The organism is Proteiniclasticum sp. (genome assembly GCF_032054185.1).
GTDB lineage: Bacteria > Bacillota > Clostridia > Clostridiales > Clostridiaceae > Proteiniclasticum.
This window is the reverse complement of record NZ_DAMBTF010000006.1, coordinates 106254-123248: the sequence shown is the minus strand read 5'-3', so window position 1 is coordinate 123248 and position 16995 is coordinate 106254. Positions and strand designations below refer to the sequence as shown.

Sequence of the window (16995 nt, the reverse complement as noted above, 5' to 3'; positions counted from 1 at the left end):
ATGCATACCCCTAAAATGTAAAATCGTTATTTATATAACTATCTCACATCCTGAGAATGATCATTTTCGCTGACACTCAAGAAAAAATGTCACGGGATCCCATCTTAATATAGAATCCCGTGACAATATCCTAAGTCTGGCTGATGACTGTTCTATTTTCACAATAGCTGATGATTCTTTCTTTTATCTCATCAGTCTTTGTATCTGTTGTATCAAACGAAAGGTCGGATCTGACATCTTCCCAGTTCTTCATCTGCTTTTCAAGCATCATTTCAAGAGGCTTAGGCAGATTGCCTTTCATTCTTCCAGCAAATCTTTCCTTAATCAGCGAGGGATCTGCAGTGAACAGTACGAATAAGGCATGTTCAGCAGGCTTCAGCTTCTGAAGTTCAGCTGTCTCTGTCACGATATAGATTAATGAATCATCAGCCCACCCTGAGCTTAAGCTTGCCTTCTTCAGCATCTCATCAAATTTATTTCTGGCTTCACTTTCATTTTTGTGTAGACGAAGGTAGTCTTTCCCTGTGAAAACCTGTATATTCATGTCTTTTCTGATCATTTCTGCAGCGGAAGATTTTCCTGTGCAGCTGGCACCCATAAAAATAAGAAGCATTTTCTTCACTCCACATAACGATTAATATTGATGTTCTATACGGTTCAGATTATAACTTACTCATCTTTCAGTGTCAGATGAGATCCGTCGCAGTAAGGTGGTGTTTTGGTCATTTTGCAGGTGCATAGTGCCGCAACACCATCATTTTCATGTGTAAAGAGGAGAGGCGTGATATCAGTGGTTCCTTTATGACTTCCATCACAGAAAGGCTGGGAAGCGCTTTTTCCGCATGCACACCACCATAGTTCTTGTCCTGCTTTCAGTTCAACGAGAATGGGTTTATTTCCTGCTTGTTGTGGTTTATCCATTTTTGCACCTCTTTCATTTATTTATATATCATATTATATACTTAATTCTATAACATTTCCATATTATTATAGGTGATTTTCTGATGAGGCCAGAACAATCTGTCTTTCCGTTCGTGTGGTTTCTCGGCAGCAGTGGCTAAAGGGTATAGAAAAACACTCACATGTGAGTGAGTGTTTTCAGCCGATAATTTTATATGATTTTTCGTCTTCCACGACAGGAATCTCTTTCGTGGAGTAATCCGTGACTCTTATAAATCCGTTCCCTTTGAGTACCCCTTTAAGAAAGAGATTGAAGGATTCTTCGGATCCCTGGATTTCCACTTCAACATTTCCGTTCATGAGATTTCTGACGTGTCCGGTAAGTGACAGGGAACGAGCCAGATCATAAGTGGTATATCTGAATCCCACTCCCTGAACACGTCCCTCGAAAATCATTAAGTATCGTTTCATGGTTCACCGCCTTTTATCAGTCCCGGGTATCCTTTGAACCGGACTGATGATCATCAAGTGAATTCTTGCTCGGATTAAATTTGTTCTTCAGCTGTGATGTGCTTTGTGCAATTTTCTGGCTGACATTTTTTGCAAAGCGATCCAGTGTTTTTGCATCGAATTTCTTATGCTCCTCGGTTTCATCATGAGTGATGATGCGTCTTTCTTCTTCAGGAACCTTTGTGGAGATAGTGGGGGTGACCGACTGTTTCTTTTCGTCCGCTGGCATTTTATGCTCAGACAATTCCTGCTTTAGAGATGTATACTCTTTATCAGGGAGGTTCCGTTTCTGTGGATAGTTCGGTTTCTCCTGCATAGTTCGTTTTTCATGTTCTAAATTGGATTCAGCTGATGTCTGTGTGACCGGCTTTCTTTCGGGTAGAGGTCTGACTTGCGATAATATGCCTTTGCTTTTCAGTCTCTTAGCTTCCTTCGAGCGATACTTTGATACGGTGTATATATAGTCAAGGTAAATTGCTCCGACAATTTTAGCATCAGCAACATAATCTCTGTCCAGATTATAAAGCTTCAGGTATCTCTGAATATGACTCAGAGGCTTGTTGGCAATACCGTATAGATCCTTACTCATTTTCATCGCATCTATAAAGGATATATGGACTTCTTTATCCAGTTTTACATTAAGATACGTATGGGTAAAGGGCTGATTGTATATGATGATAGGCAGATCACCCGCATACCTTAAAAAACGGCCGATTGCTTCATTCAGAGGCAGGGTGTAGTTTTTCAGAATCGGGTCGGTGGTCTGGAGCGGAATGAAAAGTGAGTCGATCATCTTATTCTTGATGTATCTGACTGCCTGAAGGGAATGAACAGTTTCGCTGTAGGGATCCTCAGTTTTTCTGCTTAGGTGAAATGTGACAAATTCCTGATACAGTGGATAGGATTCAAACTCTTCTATGATCTCGCCCTTATGATTGAAAAGAGCATCCTCCATAATAACCTGTTTGTAGTTCAGTCTGTCCGGATTGTAGATGAAATCCTTGAGGATATAAAACAGTGAAATCATCATACCAAAAATGATATAGATGATTGCATAGGAAATCTCCTGCTTTTCATAACGGTTATTGAAGTACAGGTATACGATCAACAGCAGCAGGAAACTGTAGAAAAATATAAACTTCCTGTTTAAAATTCCTTTAACTAAATTCATGTGTTATGCCTCCACCAATTGTAATTTCTGCTCGATTTCGTCATTTTGCTTTCGTAAACAGAATCAATACTTGTATTATATTATGATTTCAATAAAACATAAAGAAAAGTATTGCAATCCCTTATGGATTGGAAAGTACGGGAAGTTTTACAGTGATTGCAATACGCTGTTCATTTATCTTCCTGGCATAAATCTTTCCTTCATGCAGATGTACAATTCCTTCAGAAATGGCAAGACCGAGTCCGCTACCACCTGTTTCACTGGATCTTGATTTTTCCAGTCTGTAGAAACGTTCAAACATCTTCGAGATTTCCTCGTCACTGATTTCGTCGATGGTATTTTCAATACTGATCGTCACATAGCCTGATGCATCGATACCAAGTACAGAAAGAAGTATCGGATCACTGGTATAAGAATATTTTATGGCGTTGGAAATAAGGTTTTCAAAGAGTCTTACAATCTGCGGAACGTCAGCCTGAAGAAAGATGTCTTTTTTGACGACAGATTTTGTGATGCTGAGACCTCTTTCCTCTGCCATGGGAATCATCTCTTCAATGAGCTGATCCAGAAGATCCACGAGGTTGACTGCTGTAAAATTCGGTTTGTTGTCAGGACTCTGAAGCTTGGTATATTCAAACAGTTCGTTGATCAGTTCTTTCAGTCTTTCGGATTTGGAATAGGCGATATCGATATACTCATCCTTCTGCTTTGCAGAGATTTTCTGGGACTGAGCAAGACCGAGATATCCGATTATGGAAGTCAGAGGAGTTCTCAGATCATGAGAAACGTTTGTGATGAGTTCCTGTTTTGTTTTTTCAAGATGTCTCTCTTCCTCGATTCTTTCATCGATATCTCTGGCCATGACATTGATGCTTTTAGCGAGATTCGTCAGCTCGTCGTTTCCTTTTACAGGGGCGGCATACTTCAGGTCACCGGTTGATATGATATGGACTGTGTTGGAAAGCTCCTGAATATAGTCCATTTTGTTTTTCGTGAGAATGAGGAATCCGGAGATGAAGAAAAGGAATCCGATGAAAATCGCGAGGGAACTGTTGTAGCTGTATGTGGGTGTGGTCTGAATATCTGCTACGGGTGTATCCTTTATAACAAGGTAGATATCATTCTTCAGAAAATTCATGGGGTACACGAAAATCAGTTCGCTTGCAGACTGCTCTTCAAGCTGTTCCGGCCTGTAATAATCTATGTCGTATGCAGATTTGATTACAGAAAAAATATCCAGAGAAGTCTCCATCACGTTTTCCGTTTTATATAGAATATCCCCGTTAAGGTCTGTCACCACAACTTTCAGGGTGCTGGTTCTTGAAAAATCCTGAATGAGATTTTCCATCGCCTTATTCAGATTGAACTGTTTGGCATTGGGGTTGTTCTCCGATGCATAACGTGCATTCTCTCTCATTTCATCTGTTATTTCCTCTTCTTCTTTATATCTGAGGTCATTCAGCATTCTTTCAGCAATATCGTCTGCTGAGGAGGAGATGTCGTCAATTCCACGTTCATAGGAGATGGACTGGTCAAGAGTCACCTTTCTGGTCATATTGAAGGTGATGTTATAGGCAAGAAAGGCCAATACCAGACAGAAAGCCACAGCAAAAATAAGCTCCAGCTGAATATTGCTGCTGATTTTTGAACGAATCAGATTATCCAGTGAGGTAAAGAACATATCGATCTTTCCATCAGGTTTTGCAGGGACTGCTTTCTTCGGTTTTCTGAACCTATTTTTCAACTTTGTATCCTACTCCCCATACGGTCTTGATGTATCTCGGATTTCTAGGGTCATCTTCAATCTTCTCTCTCAGTTTCCTGATGTGGACCATTACTGTATTCTCCGATTCCAGAAATTCCTCTTTCCAGACGTTTTCATATATTTTCTCGACGGATAGTACGATTCCGGTATTTCTCGTCATGTATTCAAGCATATCGAATTCTGTTTTTGTCAGTTTGATGAGGTCGGTTCCTTTTTTTACCTCTCTCGTATTGATGTTGATTGTGATGTCATCGAGTGTCAGTATATTCTCGTTCCTCGGTTTTTCCGAGTTCAGAGTGTAATATCTTCTTAACTGTGATTTGACACGGGCAATCAGCTCAAGAGGATTGAACGGTTTTGTCAGGTAATCGTCGGCACCTGATGTCAGTCCCAGAATTTTATCCATATCCTGTGTTTTGGCTGAGAGCATGATTACGGGCATATTCTTTGTTTTTCTCAGTTCCATACAGGCCTGGATACCGTCTTTCTTTGGCATCATGATGTCTAAGATGATGAGATCGACATGGGTCTTTTCAACAATCTCAAGAGCCTCAACACCGTTTGTCGCTTTTATGGTCTCGTATCCTTCGTTGGAAAGGTAGATCTCGATGAGATCTCTGATTTCCTTTTCGTCATCTACGATGAGTATAGTCTGCTTTTCCATTTGTTTTCCTCCATCGGTTGCTTATTTCGCTGCTATTCCGGAAATCGGTCTGGACCGATAACTTAAACATTCTGCTTCACTTAATCAATGTTTATCTTATCGATAACATCTTAAATTATTAAGCGAAAAACCTTAAAACTTGGTGAAACAGAGGATTTTCGGATGAAAATCCTGCGCTATGTCAATTATACTATATTCTGGAAAGGGAAGTATGGAAATCGGACATGCATTCCAATGAAAATCAGATGAGATTAAACTGTTCTTAAGAACTTTCATGTATTCTTTTATTTGGATAAAATAGACCAGCAGATTATGAAATGACGCATGTAAAACATGTATAATAGAGAACGAATAAAACTTAGGGTGATGAGATGAATTTTAGCAATAAAAAGAAAAAGAGACTGAATAGATATACAGGACTTGTGGTTGTGATGATCCTGATTTTTTCACTGCTCATTAATGAGATGGTGGACCTTCAGGTGATCCATGGCGACGAATACTATGCCCGTGCAAATGTGGAGTTTATCAAAAATATAGACTATGCAGCGCCAAGGGGAGAGATTAAAGATGCAAAAGGCAATGTCCTGGCAACTTCTCTTCAGAGCTATAATCTTATCTATGTGGATACCACCGAGTCAAGAAAGGAAATCTACAGGACCATAGACAAGGTTCAGGAACTGCTGGGGAAATCCGGGCAGTCAATCAATGACACTTTCAGCCTGAAAACCGATCCCTTCCGCTTTGAGTTCGGTTCCGAAGATCCTTCGTTCATTGAAAAATCGGAACTTCGTTTTAAGAAAGACCGGGGTATCAATGATTTTCTTTTCAACACAATCATGAGTGAAGAGACCGGTAAATCAAGAATATCTGAACTTAATGAAGCGGAGACGGACAGACTGGATGAACTGATTCTTGAATTTTCACCAGAAGATACCTACTACTATCTGATGGAGTTCTATAAGCTTTATGAAGCTCTGGATCTGACACCAGAGGAGAAAAAAGTCTTTTCAAAGAAGTCGGGAAAAGAAATTCATGATGCGCTTCTTGAAGAGTATGACTGGGGAACCATAAGAGCGTATCTTCTCATAAGAGATGCAATCAAGATGGAAAGCTACTCTGGTTCCAAAGCGGTCACTCTGGTCAATAACATGACTGAGGAAAGCGCATTCACTTTTCTTCAGCAGTTGAGCGATCTTCCTGGAATCGATGTGGAGACCAATCCCATCAGACTCTATCCCTATGGAACCATGGCTTCACATGTTCTCGGATATCTCAATCCTATACCTGCAGGCTCCCAGAGTAAGTATCTGGAAAAAGGATATGATATTTCAAAAGACTATATCGGAGTTTCAGGTATTGAAGCTGCTTATGAAGACAGACTTAAAGGCAGCAAAGGTGTGAGAACTGTTGAAGTGGACAAGAACGGGCGTACGGTGAGTGAACTCTTCGAACTGGAAACCTATCCGGGTGATACCGTTCAGCTGACCCTTGATCTTGATCTTCAGCATGCCGCTGAGCAGGCGCTGAAAGATATCATCATAGAGTATTCCACTGTGAAGACAAATCATGGAATAGCAGGTTACCATCAGGATTCATCCAATGCAACAAGAGGTGCGGTTGTGGCTCTTGAAGTGGATACCGGGAATGTGCTGGCTATGGCCAGCTATCCAAGTTATGATCCAAACATCTTCGCGGTACCCGGCAGACTGTCAAGTGAGATGTATAAGGAGTTCTTTACTCCTGACTACAGATCATTTGCTGAGCAGCTAATAGAAAAGAAAAATGTAAGAATGACAGAAGACGAAAAGACGAAAAAGATGAGAAAGGCTACCCCGGATGATCTTTTCCGTTTCAATGATGACGGAACGGTCAACGACATCAACGACCTTTATGCCAAGCCGTTCTTCAACTACGCGACACAAGGACTTGTACCGTCAGGATCGACGTTCAAGCTCATCACAGGACTTGCTGCTCTTGAAGAAGGCGTCATTACACCTTCAACGATCATCCGAGACAACGGAGCGTTCACGAATTCACAGGTAGGCAGTGCCATTACCAATGAAGGTGGAGGAGCCTATGGAAGTACCGATCTTGCCAGAGCCATCGCCAAATCCTCTAATGTCTATTTTGCCGATGTGGGTTACAGGCTCTATCAGGCGAAAGGCCTTAATGCACTGGCCGAATGGGCCTGGAAACTCGGACTTGGACATAATCCGGAGGAACCGGACCACAGCACGACAGGAATTGAAATTACCGAGAACACTGCTGGAAACGTCTATAATCACTACACCAAGGTAGAACTGACGAAGAAACTCTTCATGTTTGATGTGGTGGCATTCCTGAAAGCAGGTAGACCACGATCGGGTATAGGCAGTTTCCCGCCGCTTGATATCGGAATTGATAACTCTAATGAGAAGACACTTGAAGCTGCTAAGGAAAACATCAAAGCAGTGATAAGGGAAAGCCTGGACATCAGTCTTGAAGATGCAAACAGTCTGAAGAGACAGGACATCAAGGTGCTCATCAGTGATCTTGAAAAGGCTATTGGAGATTATATCGCACTTCTTCCGGAAGAAACTGCAGCAGCCCTTGGCAAACCGAATATGTATGCCGTAGAGCTTGCAAATAAGATCGTCTACGACCAGACAACAGAAATCATCAGTCCAAGAAACGTACTGAACTCATCTCTTGGACAGGGAGACAATCAGGTTTCTCTGCTTCAGGTGGCAAATGCTCTGGCTACCATCACAAATGGCGGGACCAGATATAAGACAAACCTTGTGGGTAAAATTCTGGATGCAGAAGGGAATGTGATTCAGGAAAACGAGCCGGTTATTCTTGAAGAGACAGGAATAAAACCTTCCAGTGTTGCAGCACTGAAAAAAGGTCTGCAGGACTCCACAAAGCCTGGGGGAGGCTCCTATAGCGTATTTAAGGACTTTCCCATCGCTAATGGCGGAAAGACAGGTACAGCGACTTGGAAGACAAATCAGGAAGAGTTCGGAAGAGCTGCCTTTGGTGTCTATACTGCGGTTGCGCCCATCGAAGATCCTGAAATTGTGGTAGCTGTTATCGTATATGACATCACAAGAGGAGCATTCGTTGCGCCGATCTCTCTAGCTGTGTTTGAAGAGTACTTTGAAGAAAAACTGAAAACAGAATATCCTGATTACAAGAGAAAATATGATTATGAAGTCCCTAAAACAATATCTTACTACGGGGAAGAACCGGAAATCGAAATAACCTCTGATGTGAAAGATGGAGAAGCTGCAAAAGAAGAAAATCAGCCGTAAAATAAAAGTATGCACATTTTTGTGCATACTTTTACTCATACTGACTGATGATGATGGGTGCTTCATTTCCTTCACGGGAAGCCTTTAAAACGGCTTCTACGAAGGTTCTGAAATCTTTTGACGACGTGGTCGCTCCAGATACTGTGTCCACTTTGTCGGGATCCTGGTGTTCCAGAAGGCTCTTTTCAAGTTCTTCCAGATATATGGTCGGTTTTGTCCCTTTAGTTGCAAACATCGCCTCGTTATATGCTACATCTTCTGATTTGAGCTTGCCTTCGTTTTCACCGGTGCCTTCATAATCGTAGTTTATCTCTGTAATCCTACCACCGCTGATTTCGATGGTCATGAAAGCTTTCCAGTCTGTTGAATCCGGCTGATCAAACATAACTGAATATGTACCATCAATCAGCGGTTCAGGTTTAGGGGTGCTGCATCCTGTGAAAAGACCGGCAGTGATAAGTGCCAGGACACTCGTGCGAAGTATTTTTTTCAAGTGGCATTCCTCCCGAATATTCTTGATTATAGAGTTCATCATAAACTAAAAATGAATTTTACGCAATTTAATTCGACGAATTGCTTTGTGAGGATTTTATCGCAGATTGAGTCAAAGCATTCAAATCATCTGCGTAATCTGATATAATACTATTTTGGAACAGTTATTTTTATATATTGAAAGGGTGAAGGAAATGAAAGTTAAAAAATGGGATGTCATCGTAATCAGTCTGTTTGTTGTGGCTTCCTTCATACCCGCACTGATCTTTACCCTTAATGCACGAGCTGATTCAGGTGGATACTATGTTGAGATCAAGGTTGAAGGAGAGCTTTATGATACCGTTCAGCTTACCGGAAATGAAGGACGGAAAGAAATCAGAATCGAAACCGATCTGGGCGTCAATATCGTGGAATTCATTGATGAGAAAGTAGGCATGTACGAAGCGGACTGCCCCGATAAGATATGCTACTCTCCGGAGTACATCTCAAGACCAGGGGAAACCATCGTCTGTCTGCCAAACCGAGTAGTAATAGAAGTTAAAGGAGAAACACCTGACGAAAATGATGCGGACATCATAACTGGGTGGATAAGTGACAACCATGAATAAGACAACTAAAATGATATTCATCTCTCTTATCGTGGCACAGGCACTTGTCCTGCATGTCATTGAAGGGATGATTCCATTGCCGATAGGGATACCCGGAGCAAAACTGGGGCTGGCAAATGTTTTCACCATCATTTCACTGTATATTCTTGGCTTTAAGTCCACCGTTGTGGTCGTGATCCTGAGAGTTGCGCTTGCGACCATGTTTGGCGGAACATTATCCTCTTTTCTTTTCAGTTTGAGCGGTGGACTGCTTAGTCTGTTCTCCATGACCATCGTCAAGAATCTTCTTAAAGATAAAGTCAGCATCATTGGGGTCAGTGGAGCAGGTGCTGTTAGTCATAATATCGGACAGCTTCTGGTTGCATCTTATATTGTAAGAAACTGGACAGTTATGATGTATCTGCCCGTTCTGACATTCATAGGGATCGGTACAGGTATATTTATAGGTATCGCCGCGAATTATATCATTGGACATATGAGCAAGATTAAAGCTGTAAACAGAATCAGTCAACTGAAAGAAGGCGACATCTTCATCAAGAACCGGTAAATTTCAAAAGGTAATATAATGATTAGTACAGGATAGTTTATACCTGTACTTTTTTATTGTATCAGTAAAAATTAATTTTTTGTTAACCATTGACATCGGCTTTCTGTGGTGCTAATATTAAAAGTTAACAATTTGACAACAGGAGGGTACTGGTGTATAATGATATTCGGAAGAAGGTGTTTTTATGGAATATTACAACAATATTACAGACATTAAGAACGAAATCGAGAAGAATGTTGGCCGCGATGTAAAACTCAAAGCAAACGTGGGTAGAAGAAAGATGTACGAAAGTACAGGAACCATTGAACAGGTTTACCCAAGTATATTCGTAGTGAGACTCGATAACGACGCAAAAGGTTGCGTAAGCTTTAGTTACTCTGATGTGCTGACGAAAACAGTGACACTTTCATACAAGAATTAGTATGTACACGGTACCGGTATTTCCGGTACTTTATTTTTTTGTGGATTATTCAGGGTAAATTTGCAATAATGATAAGATAATATGAAAAAGTAGGTGTTGACGTGTTATTGAAGGCACATGCAAAAATCAATCTTTCTCTGGACATCATAGGTAAACGAAAAGACGGTTATCATCTTCTGGAGATGGTCATGCAGACACTTGAACTCCATGATGAAATTGAAATCAGTGAGACTGAAAAAGGGATACTGGTCACCTGTGATAAGGACTATGTTCCTGTTGATGAAAGAAATATCGCATATAAAGCGGCTAAACTTCTTATGGAGCTGAAAGATATAAGAAAAGGTGTGCGAATCGACATCAGGAAAAAGATCCCAGTGGCTGCGGGGCTTGCTGGAGGGAGTGCTGATGCTGCTGCTGTTCTCGAAGGGATGAATGAGATCTTTAATCTGAAGATGACTGAGAAAGAGCTTATGGACGCGGGGCTTAAACTGGGGGCGGATGTACCGTTCTGTATCAGGGGAGGAACATGTCTATGCGAGGGTGTAGGGGAGGTTGTAACGTCTCTTAAACCTTTTAAGGATCATATTGTTCTACTTGTCAAACCGTCCTTCGGTGTGTCAACCAAGGATGCCTATGGCGGATTTGAGCTGGATAAGATCAACAGACATGTGGATACCGACAAGCTCATCAAGGCGATGGGGGAAAATGATCTTAAGGGAATGAGCTACTTTTCGAGAAATCTTCTTGAGAATGTTGTGCTCAGGCGATATCCTGTGTTAAAGAGCATCAAGCTTTCCATGCAGAAGTCAGGATCGGTCATCACGCTCATGAGCGGCAGCGGTCCGACAATCTACGGTATATTCACTGATGAACAGCATGCGGAAAATGCAGCCAGAGCTCTTCATAAGAACGGTAATGAGGTCATTCTGACAAGAACCATATAAAGTGTTCTTTTCATAGAACTGGTAAATGAAATATAGAAAGAAAAGAGGAATGCGTTCATAAATGAACTGCATTCCTTTTGTAATTGACAGGATAATTACTGTTTCTATAAATCTACGAGTTCACCGAGATGACTGCAGTTTTTTTCACTGATCAGTCTTCTGGATAGGGTATATATGTTCTGGGCAGCTTTGGGCTTACCGTTGGCTTTTGAGCGAGTTCTTAAGTTTTCCAGGAGACTGTCATCGGTCAGTGCATTCTGTATGATCTCCGCACACTTTTCACCTGTACCAAGATCGATTGCCAGGTGATGCCTGAAAAGATAATCCGCATTCTGAACCTCGTGTCCGGGGATTGCCGAATAAATTGCAAGAGGAGTCCCTGTTATAAAGCTTTCCGTTAGGGTCAGACCTCCGGGCTTTGTGACCAGAAGATCGGTAATGGATAAAATCTCATTCATGTTGTCACAGTAATGGAGCGGGAGGATGCATTTGCTGCATTCCTTGCTGATATCCATGACTTTGTTGAACAGTTTGGTGTTGCTACCGGTAAGAACGATGATCTGAATATCCAGAGTTACGGAGACGATTTCCTGAAGAATCTCTTCTATATTTCCCATGCCTAGACTTCCGCCGACTATAGTCAGCGTTTTTCTGGTTTCATCAAGATTAAGCTCATGATAGATCTGGCTCTTGGATTTGAGTTTGAAAAACGCTTGAGAAATCGGAATGCCATAAGGGAAGATCATACTCTGATCACGTCCTCTAAGCACAAGTTCATGAACCATGTCTTCGTTTGAGACGACATATGCATCCACGTTTCGGTGTACCCAGAAAGCGTGAGAAGCATAATCCGTCATAACGACCAGAGACGGTTTCTGCCAGCCGAATTTTTTCCTCAGAATAGAGAGTACCTGAGCGGTAAATGCATGCGTTGCAATGATGATATCCGGCTCAAATTCTACTATTGTAGGGTAAAGCTGCTTAGTGATATAATCGTTTCCGATTGTTGAAGACTTGAAGAATCTTCCATCCTCATCGGAATGTTTATACAGATATTTAAAAAATGACGGGTAGTGGCGAATGCTTCGTAAGTAGGTACCTACTACAAGCTTGTCCAGGAACGGGCTGATGTATTTAATGGTATCGATGATTCTAACCTCAGATTCAGGTTCGTTGATCAGGATAGATTCTCTGATTGCCTCAGCTGCCCTTCCATGACCGCCACCTGTCGAAACCGACAGAATTAATGCTTTCATGCTGCACCTCATATTTTCAATCTTTATACTATTATTGCGCGAATATCATAAATCATCAATAAAAACCTTCATAAATGAAAGGCGCGGTTTTGTGATTCTACTGATATGTAACTTATTATAGTTTATAATATAAATATTAAGACGCTGTTAATTTTTAAGAGAATGATTCTTAAAATAAGTTAATATATAGCATGACAGTTAAGAGGTGTAAGATGAATAAAGTCAAGATAGAAGTACGAAGCAATAAATTCAATGAAGAACCAATAGAGGTTGTTTATCTGGGCAATCTCGAAGAAAGTGACGGAAAAACTCTCGTTTCCTATGAAGAAAGCGTCCTAACAGGGATGGAGGGTGTCTTTACGAAGCTGTCTATAGACAAGGATCATCTAGAAATTGTTCGGACTGGGAATATTGAATCAAGGATGGTGTTTAGAGAGCACCATAAAGATGTTTTTGTCTATAAGATGAGCGTGGGTGCAATGTCCATGGCTCTGGAAACGGATCAGCTGTCGGTTGGTAGAGCGGCAGACACCATCGATATCTATATCCGTTATCGTCTTGAAATTGCAGGGGATCCGGGCGACAGGAACGAGATGTTCATCAGGATTACCAGAAACCAGAAAACTCTATAATAAAAAAAGAGCAATGAAATACAAAAATAATGGTAGCGTATGGGAAAAAAGTATGCTATCATTATTTTTATATTTAATTTACTCAATAATTACCCCATTATATTTATGGGGTAATTCCAATTATACCAAATGAACAGAACTTGTCAATAGGCGGAGGGAGAAAAAAATGAGAAATACAAAATACATTTTCGTCACCGGTGGAGTCGTATCATCTCTTGGTAAGGGAATCACGGCAGCTTCTTTGGGTCGACTGCTCAAGAACAGAGGAATGAAGGTGACCATACAGAAATTTGATCCTTATCTCAACGTGGACCCCGGTACCATGAGTCCTTATCAGCACGGAGAAGTTTTTGTCACTGATGATGGTGCAGAAACAGATCTTGACCTTGGACATTATGAAAGATTTATTGACGAGAATCTCTCTCAGGACAGCAATGTAACCACAGGAAGAATCTACTGGAACGTCATCAGCAAAGAAAGAAGAGGGGATTACCTTGGTGGAACTGTACAGGTTATTCCTCATATCACGAATGAAATCAAAGAGAAGATCTTCAGCGTTTCCAGGTCTGAAGAAGTGGATGTTGTCATTACGGAAATTGGCGGAACTGTCGGTGACATCGAATCTCTTCCGTTTCTTGAAGCCATACGACAGGTGAAGTATGATGCAGGTCAGGATAATGTCCTGTTTATCCATGTGACACTGGTGCCGTATTTAGGCAAAGCCGGAGAACTGAAGACAAAACCGACACAGCATAGCGTAAAGGAACTCCGCAGCATCGGTATACAGCCTGATATCATCGTCTGCCGATCGGAGAAGGAGATTCCGGAGGAGCTGAGAAATAAGATCGGACTTTTCTGCAACGTTGAAGGAAGGGCAGTTATCCAGAATCTTGATGCAGATACACTATATGAAGTACCGCTGATGCTCCATAAGGAAGGGTTAGATACACTTGTCTGTGAGAAGCTCGGTCTTAATTGTGATGCTATCGACAATAGTGCATGGGAAGCTATGGTGCACAAGATGAAGCATCTGGAGAAGAAGGTCAGAATTGCACTTGTCGGAAAGTATGTGGAGCTTCATGATGCATATCTTTCCGTCGTTGAAGCTCTTTCACATGGAGGTCTTGCGAATGGAGTAGAGGTTGAGATCAAGTGGGTCAATGCGATGAATCTCACAGAAGACAATCTGAAAGAGGAACTCTCTGATGTTGAAGGTATTCTTGTTCCGGGAGGATTTGGTACAAGAGGAATTGAAGGAAAGATTCTCGCTATCGGATTTGCAAGGACTCATAATGTTCCGTTTCTTGGGATATGTCTCGGTATGCAGACTGCGGTCATTGAATTCGCACGGAATGTGCTTGGACTCAAAAATGCCAACAGCAGCGAGTTTGATGAGAACTCATCAGATCCTGTTATTGACCTGATGCCTGAGCAGATCAACATTGAGGAGAAGGGTGGAACAATGAGACTCGGCCTGTATGAAGCGAAACTGAGCAGTGGTTCATTTGCGGAAGAGGCTTATGGAAGGGATACCATTTACGAAAGACATCGTCACAGATACGAGTTCAACAATGATTATCTTAAGTTATTTGAGGATAAGGGTATGAGATTCAGTGGAATCAATCCGAAGAAAAATCTTGTGGAAATCATCGAGATTCCGGGACATAAATGGTTTGTGGCTTCGCAGTTTCATCCGGAGCTGAAGAGCAGACCAAACAACCCTCATCCGCTATTTAAAGGATTCATCAACGCCTGCGTGAAAAGATAATCTGTGAAAGATAAAAGACAGCATTTTAAATGAATGCTGTCTTTCTTACCACTGCCTGAAAGCTGGAGTAAGTAAGGTTTTCTACAGTACAGTAAAGTGAGAGATGATGTCTTTTCACTTTACTTTTTTATATTTTTGATATAAGATAAGCTCAATTTACAAGTGCATAATCTTATCAAAACTGATTCTCGGAAATATCTTGAATGACCAGCATCTTTGTCGGATTTCAAAGTATATACGTTTAAAAGAAATTTCAATCAAAATTGTACAGCGATTTTTTCTGAATAGTGATCATATAAAATTAATGCAACTCTTGCATGGTTCTGCAGCAAATCTGATAAATTCAAATCATAATTTCCTTAATGAGCATATATTATGAAAATTAATAGAAAATATCCATAGACCCCTATATAAGGAGTGGTAAAAATATGTCCAATGAAAAAATACAGGAGCTGTCAAAGCTTAAACTTGACGAGCTCAGAATTCTTGCAAAAGAACATAAGATAAAGAATCTGATGAAGTACCGGAAAGGTGAACTCATTTCGCTTCTTGATGACATCATGAAAGCTGAAGTTAAAGAGGAAATAAAGATGGAAAATGTTCATTCATCAGAAGCTGCAGAAGTGAATGACTCCGCCGCAGTGAATGAACCGAAAGTTGGTGAATCTCAGGAAAAAACGGCACAAACACGTGTATCGGAACCTGATCAGTCTGATGAGCCAGCTGGAAACACTGACCTTCTACAGAATAATGTAGAGAAGTCAGTATCTGATTCGCAGATACCTGCAGTTAGAAATGAAACTTATAATTTTATTCGAAACGAGGACACCAGAAGAGTAAAATACTCCAATGAATTTGACTGCAGAGGTGTATTTGAAATCCTTGATATGAACAATTTCGGATTTCTTAGAGGTCAGAACTATCTGACAAGTCCTGAAGATATCTATGTTTCGCCACCTCAGATCAGAAGATTCGATCTTAGAACAGGGGATGAAGTCATAGGGTATGCCCGTTATCCCAGAGAAGGGGAGAAATTTGCGGGCTTGAATTACATCGAAAAAATCAATGGGGAAAACCCTGAGAAATCCATTGGAAGACCTTATTTCGACAGGCTCACACCGATTTATCCTGAAGAGCGGATAAAGCTTGAAGTACCATCCGAAAATGATCTTTCCACAAGAATCATCGATCTTATGGCCCCTATGGGGAAAGGCCAGAGAGGTCTCATTGTTGCCCCGCCTAAAGCCGGTAAGACCACCATCATGAAGAAGATTGCCCAGAACATCGCACTGAATCATCCCAGCATCAAAATCATTGTTCTCCTTATTGATGAAAGACCGGAAGAAGTTACGGATATGCAGAGAAGCATAAATGGGGAGGTCATTTATTCCACATTTGATGAAGAACCGGATCATCATACAAAGGTGGCCAGAATGGTTCTTGAACGCGCCAAACGAATGGTCGAGCAGAAACAGGATGTAGTCATTCTTATGGATTCCATAACAAGACTTGCAAGAGCGTATAATCTTACAGTAAATCCCTCTGGAAGAACACTCTCAGGAGGGCTTGATCCTGCAGCGCTCATTATGCCTAAAAAGTTCTTTGGGGCCGCAAGAAACATTGAAGAGGGCGGAAGTCTTACAATACTTGCCACAGCTCTAGTGGATACGGGATCAAGAATGGATGATATGATTTTCGAAGAGTTTAAAGGTACAGGAAATATGGAAGTGCACCTTGATCGAAGACTTCAGGAAAGAAGAGTCTTCCCTGCTATCGATATCTACAAGTCAGGAACGAGAAAAGAAAATGCCCTTCTGTCAGCAGATGAGTATGAAATGACCATGAATATCAGAAGACAGATGAATTCAAGCGGAAGTGCTGATCGGGTTACAGAGGATCTTATACGGATGATGAGTCAGTCGGAAAACAATGATGATTTCATCAGTCACCTGAAGAGCACTCAGGTATTTAAATAGTAAACACAAAAAAAGACTTTGAGCACATCACACGCCTAGCGGGTTACT

At 41.2% G+C, this 16995-nt stretch carries 16 protein-coding genes; 8 read left to right on the top strand and 8 right to left on the bottom strand.

Annotated features, from left to right (window positions below):
• Positions 1–130: 130 nt before the first annotated feature.
• The 6 genes from RTX25_RS05085 to RTX25_RS05060 all read right to left on the bottom strand — a co-directional run bounded on the left by RTX25_RS05085 (position 131) and on the right by RTX25_RS05060 (position 5010).
• Positions 131–613, bottom strand: coding sequence for a hypothetical protein (locus RTX25_RS05085; RefSeq protein ID WP_312651283.1), 483 nt, complete (start codon positions 611–613; stop codon positions 131–133).
• A gap of 56 nt (positions 614–669) precedes the next feature.
• Complete coding sequence (locus RTX25_RS05080) at positions 670–921, bottom strand: CDGSH iron-sulfur domain-containing protein (protein ID WP_312651282.1); 252 nt, start codon at positions 919–921, stop codon at positions 670–672.
• A gap of 177 nt (positions 922–1098) precedes the next feature.
• Positions 1099–1371 (bottom strand): acylphosphatase, encoded by a 273-nt coding sequence (locus tag RTX25_RS05075; protein ID WP_312651280.1) that lies wholly within the window; start codon positions 1369–1371, stop codon positions 1099–1101.
• Between the two features lie 16 nt (positions 1372–1387).
• The gene (locus RTX25_RS05070) at positions 1388–2581 is read right to left on the bottom strand and encodes a hypothetical protein (RefSeq protein ID WP_312651277.1); all 1194 of its coding nucleotides are present in this window, start codon (positions 2579–2581) and stop codon (positions 1388–1390) included.
• A gap of 121 nt (positions 2582–2702) precedes the next feature.
• Complete coding sequence (locus RTX25_RS05065) at positions 2703–4325, bottom strand: HAMP domain-containing sensor histidine kinase (RefSeq protein ID WP_312651275.1); 1623 nt, start codon at positions 4323–4325, stop codon at positions 2703–2705.
• Positions 4315–5010, bottom strand: coding sequence for a response regulator transcription factor (locus tag RTX25_RS05060; RefSeq protein WP_312651272.1), 696 nt, complete (start codon positions 5008–5010; stop codon positions 4315–4317). Before RTX25_RS05060 ends, RTX25_RS05065 begins: the two co-directional genes overlap by 11 nt.
• 371 nt (positions 5011–5381) lie before the next feature.
• On the opposite strand from RTX25_RS05060, the gene RTX25_RS05055 reads away from it, so the two are divergent.
• Positions 5382–8303: a penicillin-binding transpeptidase domain-containing protein gene (locus tag RTX25_RS05055; RefSeq protein ID WP_312651270.1), complete on the top strand. Its 2922-nt coding sequence runs from the start codon at positions 5382–5384 to the stop codon at positions 8301–8303.
• Positions 8304–8334: 31 nt separating this feature from the next.
• Here the strand turns inward: RTX25_RS05055 and RTX25_RS05050 are convergent, their stop codons facing one another.
• Positions 8335–8796, bottom strand: a complete 462-nt coding sequence (locus tag RTX25_RS05050) for an FMN-binding protein (RefSeq protein ID WP_312651267.1) — start codon at positions 8794–8796, stop codon at positions 8335–8337.
• Between the two features lie 193 nt (positions 8797–8989).
• Between RTX25_RS05050 and RTX25_RS05045 the strand changes: the two genes are divergently transcribed.
• The 4 genes from RTX25_RS05045 to ispE all read left to right on the top strand — a co-directional run bounded on the left by RTX25_RS05045 (position 8990) and on the right by ispE (position 11315).
• Positions 8990–9403, top strand: a complete 414-nt coding sequence (locus tag RTX25_RS05045) for a NusG domain II-containing protein (RefSeq protein WP_312651264.1) — start codon at positions 8990–8992, stop codon at positions 9401–9403.
• Positions 9396–9950 (top strand): Gx transporter family protein, encoded by a 555-nt coding sequence (locus RTX25_RS05040; RefSeq protein WP_312651374.1) that lies wholly within the window; start codon positions 9396–9398, stop codon positions 9948–9950. Before RTX25_RS05045 ends, RTX25_RS05040 begins: the two co-directional genes overlap by 8 nt.
• A 184-nt stretch (positions 9951–10134) precedes the next feature.
• The gene (locus tag RTX25_RS05035) at positions 10135–10371 is read left to right on the top strand and encodes a Veg family protein (RefSeq protein WP_312651261.1); all 237 of its coding nucleotides are present in this window, start codon (positions 10135–10137) and stop codon (positions 10369–10371) included.
• A gap of 101 nt (positions 10372–10472) precedes the next feature.
• Positions 10473–11315, top strand: a complete 843-nt coding sequence (gene ispE, locus RTX25_RS05030; RefSeq protein WP_312651259.1) for a 4-(cytidine 5'-diphospho)-2-C-methyl-D-erythritol kinase — start codon at positions 10473–10475, stop codon at positions 11313–11315.
• Between the two features lie 104 nt (positions 11316–11419).
• Here the strand turns inward: ispE and RTX25_RS05025 are convergent, their stop codons facing one another.
• Positions 11420–12571, bottom strand: coding sequence for an MGDG synthase family glycosyltransferase (locus RTX25_RS05025; RefSeq protein WP_312651256.1), 1152 nt, complete (start codon positions 12569–12571; stop codon positions 11420–11422).
• A 212-nt stretch (positions 12572–12783) separates the two neighbouring features.
• Between RTX25_RS05025 and RTX25_RS05020 the strand changes: the two genes are divergently transcribed.
• The 3 genes from RTX25_RS05020 (at position 12784) to rho (ending at position 16947) form a co-directional block, all read left to right on the top strand.
• The gene (locus RTX25_RS05020) at positions 12784–13203 is read left to right on the top strand and encodes a DUF1934 domain-containing protein (protein ID WP_312651254.1); all 420 of its coding nucleotides are present in this window, start codon (positions 12784–12786) and stop codon (positions 13201–13203) included.
• A 166-nt stretch (positions 13204–13369) separates the two neighbouring features.
• Positions 13370–14971 (top strand): CTP synthase, encoded by a 1602-nt coding sequence (locus RTX25_RS05015; protein ID WP_312651250.1) that lies wholly within the window; start codon positions 13370–13372, stop codon positions 14969–14971.
• Positions 14972–15399: 428 nt separating this feature from the next.
• Positions 15400–16947, top strand: a complete 1548-nt coding sequence (rho, locus tag RTX25_RS05010) for a transcription termination factor Rho (RefSeq protein ID WP_312651248.1) — start codon at positions 15400–15402, stop codon at positions 16945–16947.
• Positions 16948–16995: the final 48 nt, after the last annotated feature.

Bases quoted from the DNA above. Each gene is read 5' to 3' on its own strand.
- RTX25_RS05035 (WP_312651261.1), top strand. From the start codon at position 10,135: ATGGAATATTACAACAATATTACAGACATTAAGAACGAAATCGAGAAG.
- RTX25_RS05055 (WP_312651270.1), top strand. From the start codon at position 5,382: ATGAATTTTAGCAATAAAAAGAAAAAGAGACTGAATAGATATACAGGA.
- rho (WP_312651248.1), top strand. From the start codon at position 15,400: ATGTCCAATGAAAAAATACAGGAGCTGTCAAAGCTTAAACTTGACGAG.
- RTX25_RS05060 (WP_312651272.1), bottom strand. From the start codon at position 5,010: ATGGAAAAGCAGACTATACTCATCGTAGATGACGAAAAGGAAATCAGA.
- RTX25_RS05045 (WP_312651264.1), top strand. From the start codon at position 8,990: ATGAAAGTTAAAAAATGGGATGTCATCGTAATCAGTCTGTTTGTTGTG.
- RTX25_RS05040 (WP_312651374.1), top strand. From the start codon at position 9,396: ATGAATAAGACAACTAAAATGATATTCATCTCTCTTATCGTGGCACAG.
- RTX25_RS05015 (WP_312651250.1), top strand. From the start codon at position 13,370: ATGAGAAATACAAAATACATTTTCGTCACCGGTGGAGTCGTATCATCT.
- RTX25_RS05080 (WP_312651282.1), bottom strand. From the start codon at position 921: ATGGATAAACCACAACAAGCAGGAAATAAACCCATTCTCGTTGAACTG.
- RTX25_RS05020 (WP_312651254.1), top strand. From the start codon at position 12,784: ATGAATAAAGTCAAGATAGAAGTACGAAGCAATAAATTCAATGAAGAA.
- RTX25_RS05025 (WP_312651256.1), bottom strand. From the start codon at position 12,571: ATGAAAGCATTAATTCTGTCGGTTTCGACAGGTGGCGGTCATGGAAGG.
- RTX25_RS05085 (WP_312651283.1), bottom strand. From the start codon at position 613: ATGCTTCTTATTTTTATGGGTGCCAGCTGCACAGGAAAATCTTCCGCT.
- RTX25_RS05070 (WP_312651277.1), bottom strand. From the start codon at position 2,581: ATGAATTTAGTTAAAGGAATTTTAAACAGGAAGTTTATATTTTTCTAC.
- RTX25_RS05075 (WP_312651280.1), bottom strand. From the start codon at position 1,371: ATGAAACGATACTTAATGATTTTCGAGGGACGTGTTCAGGGAGTGGGA.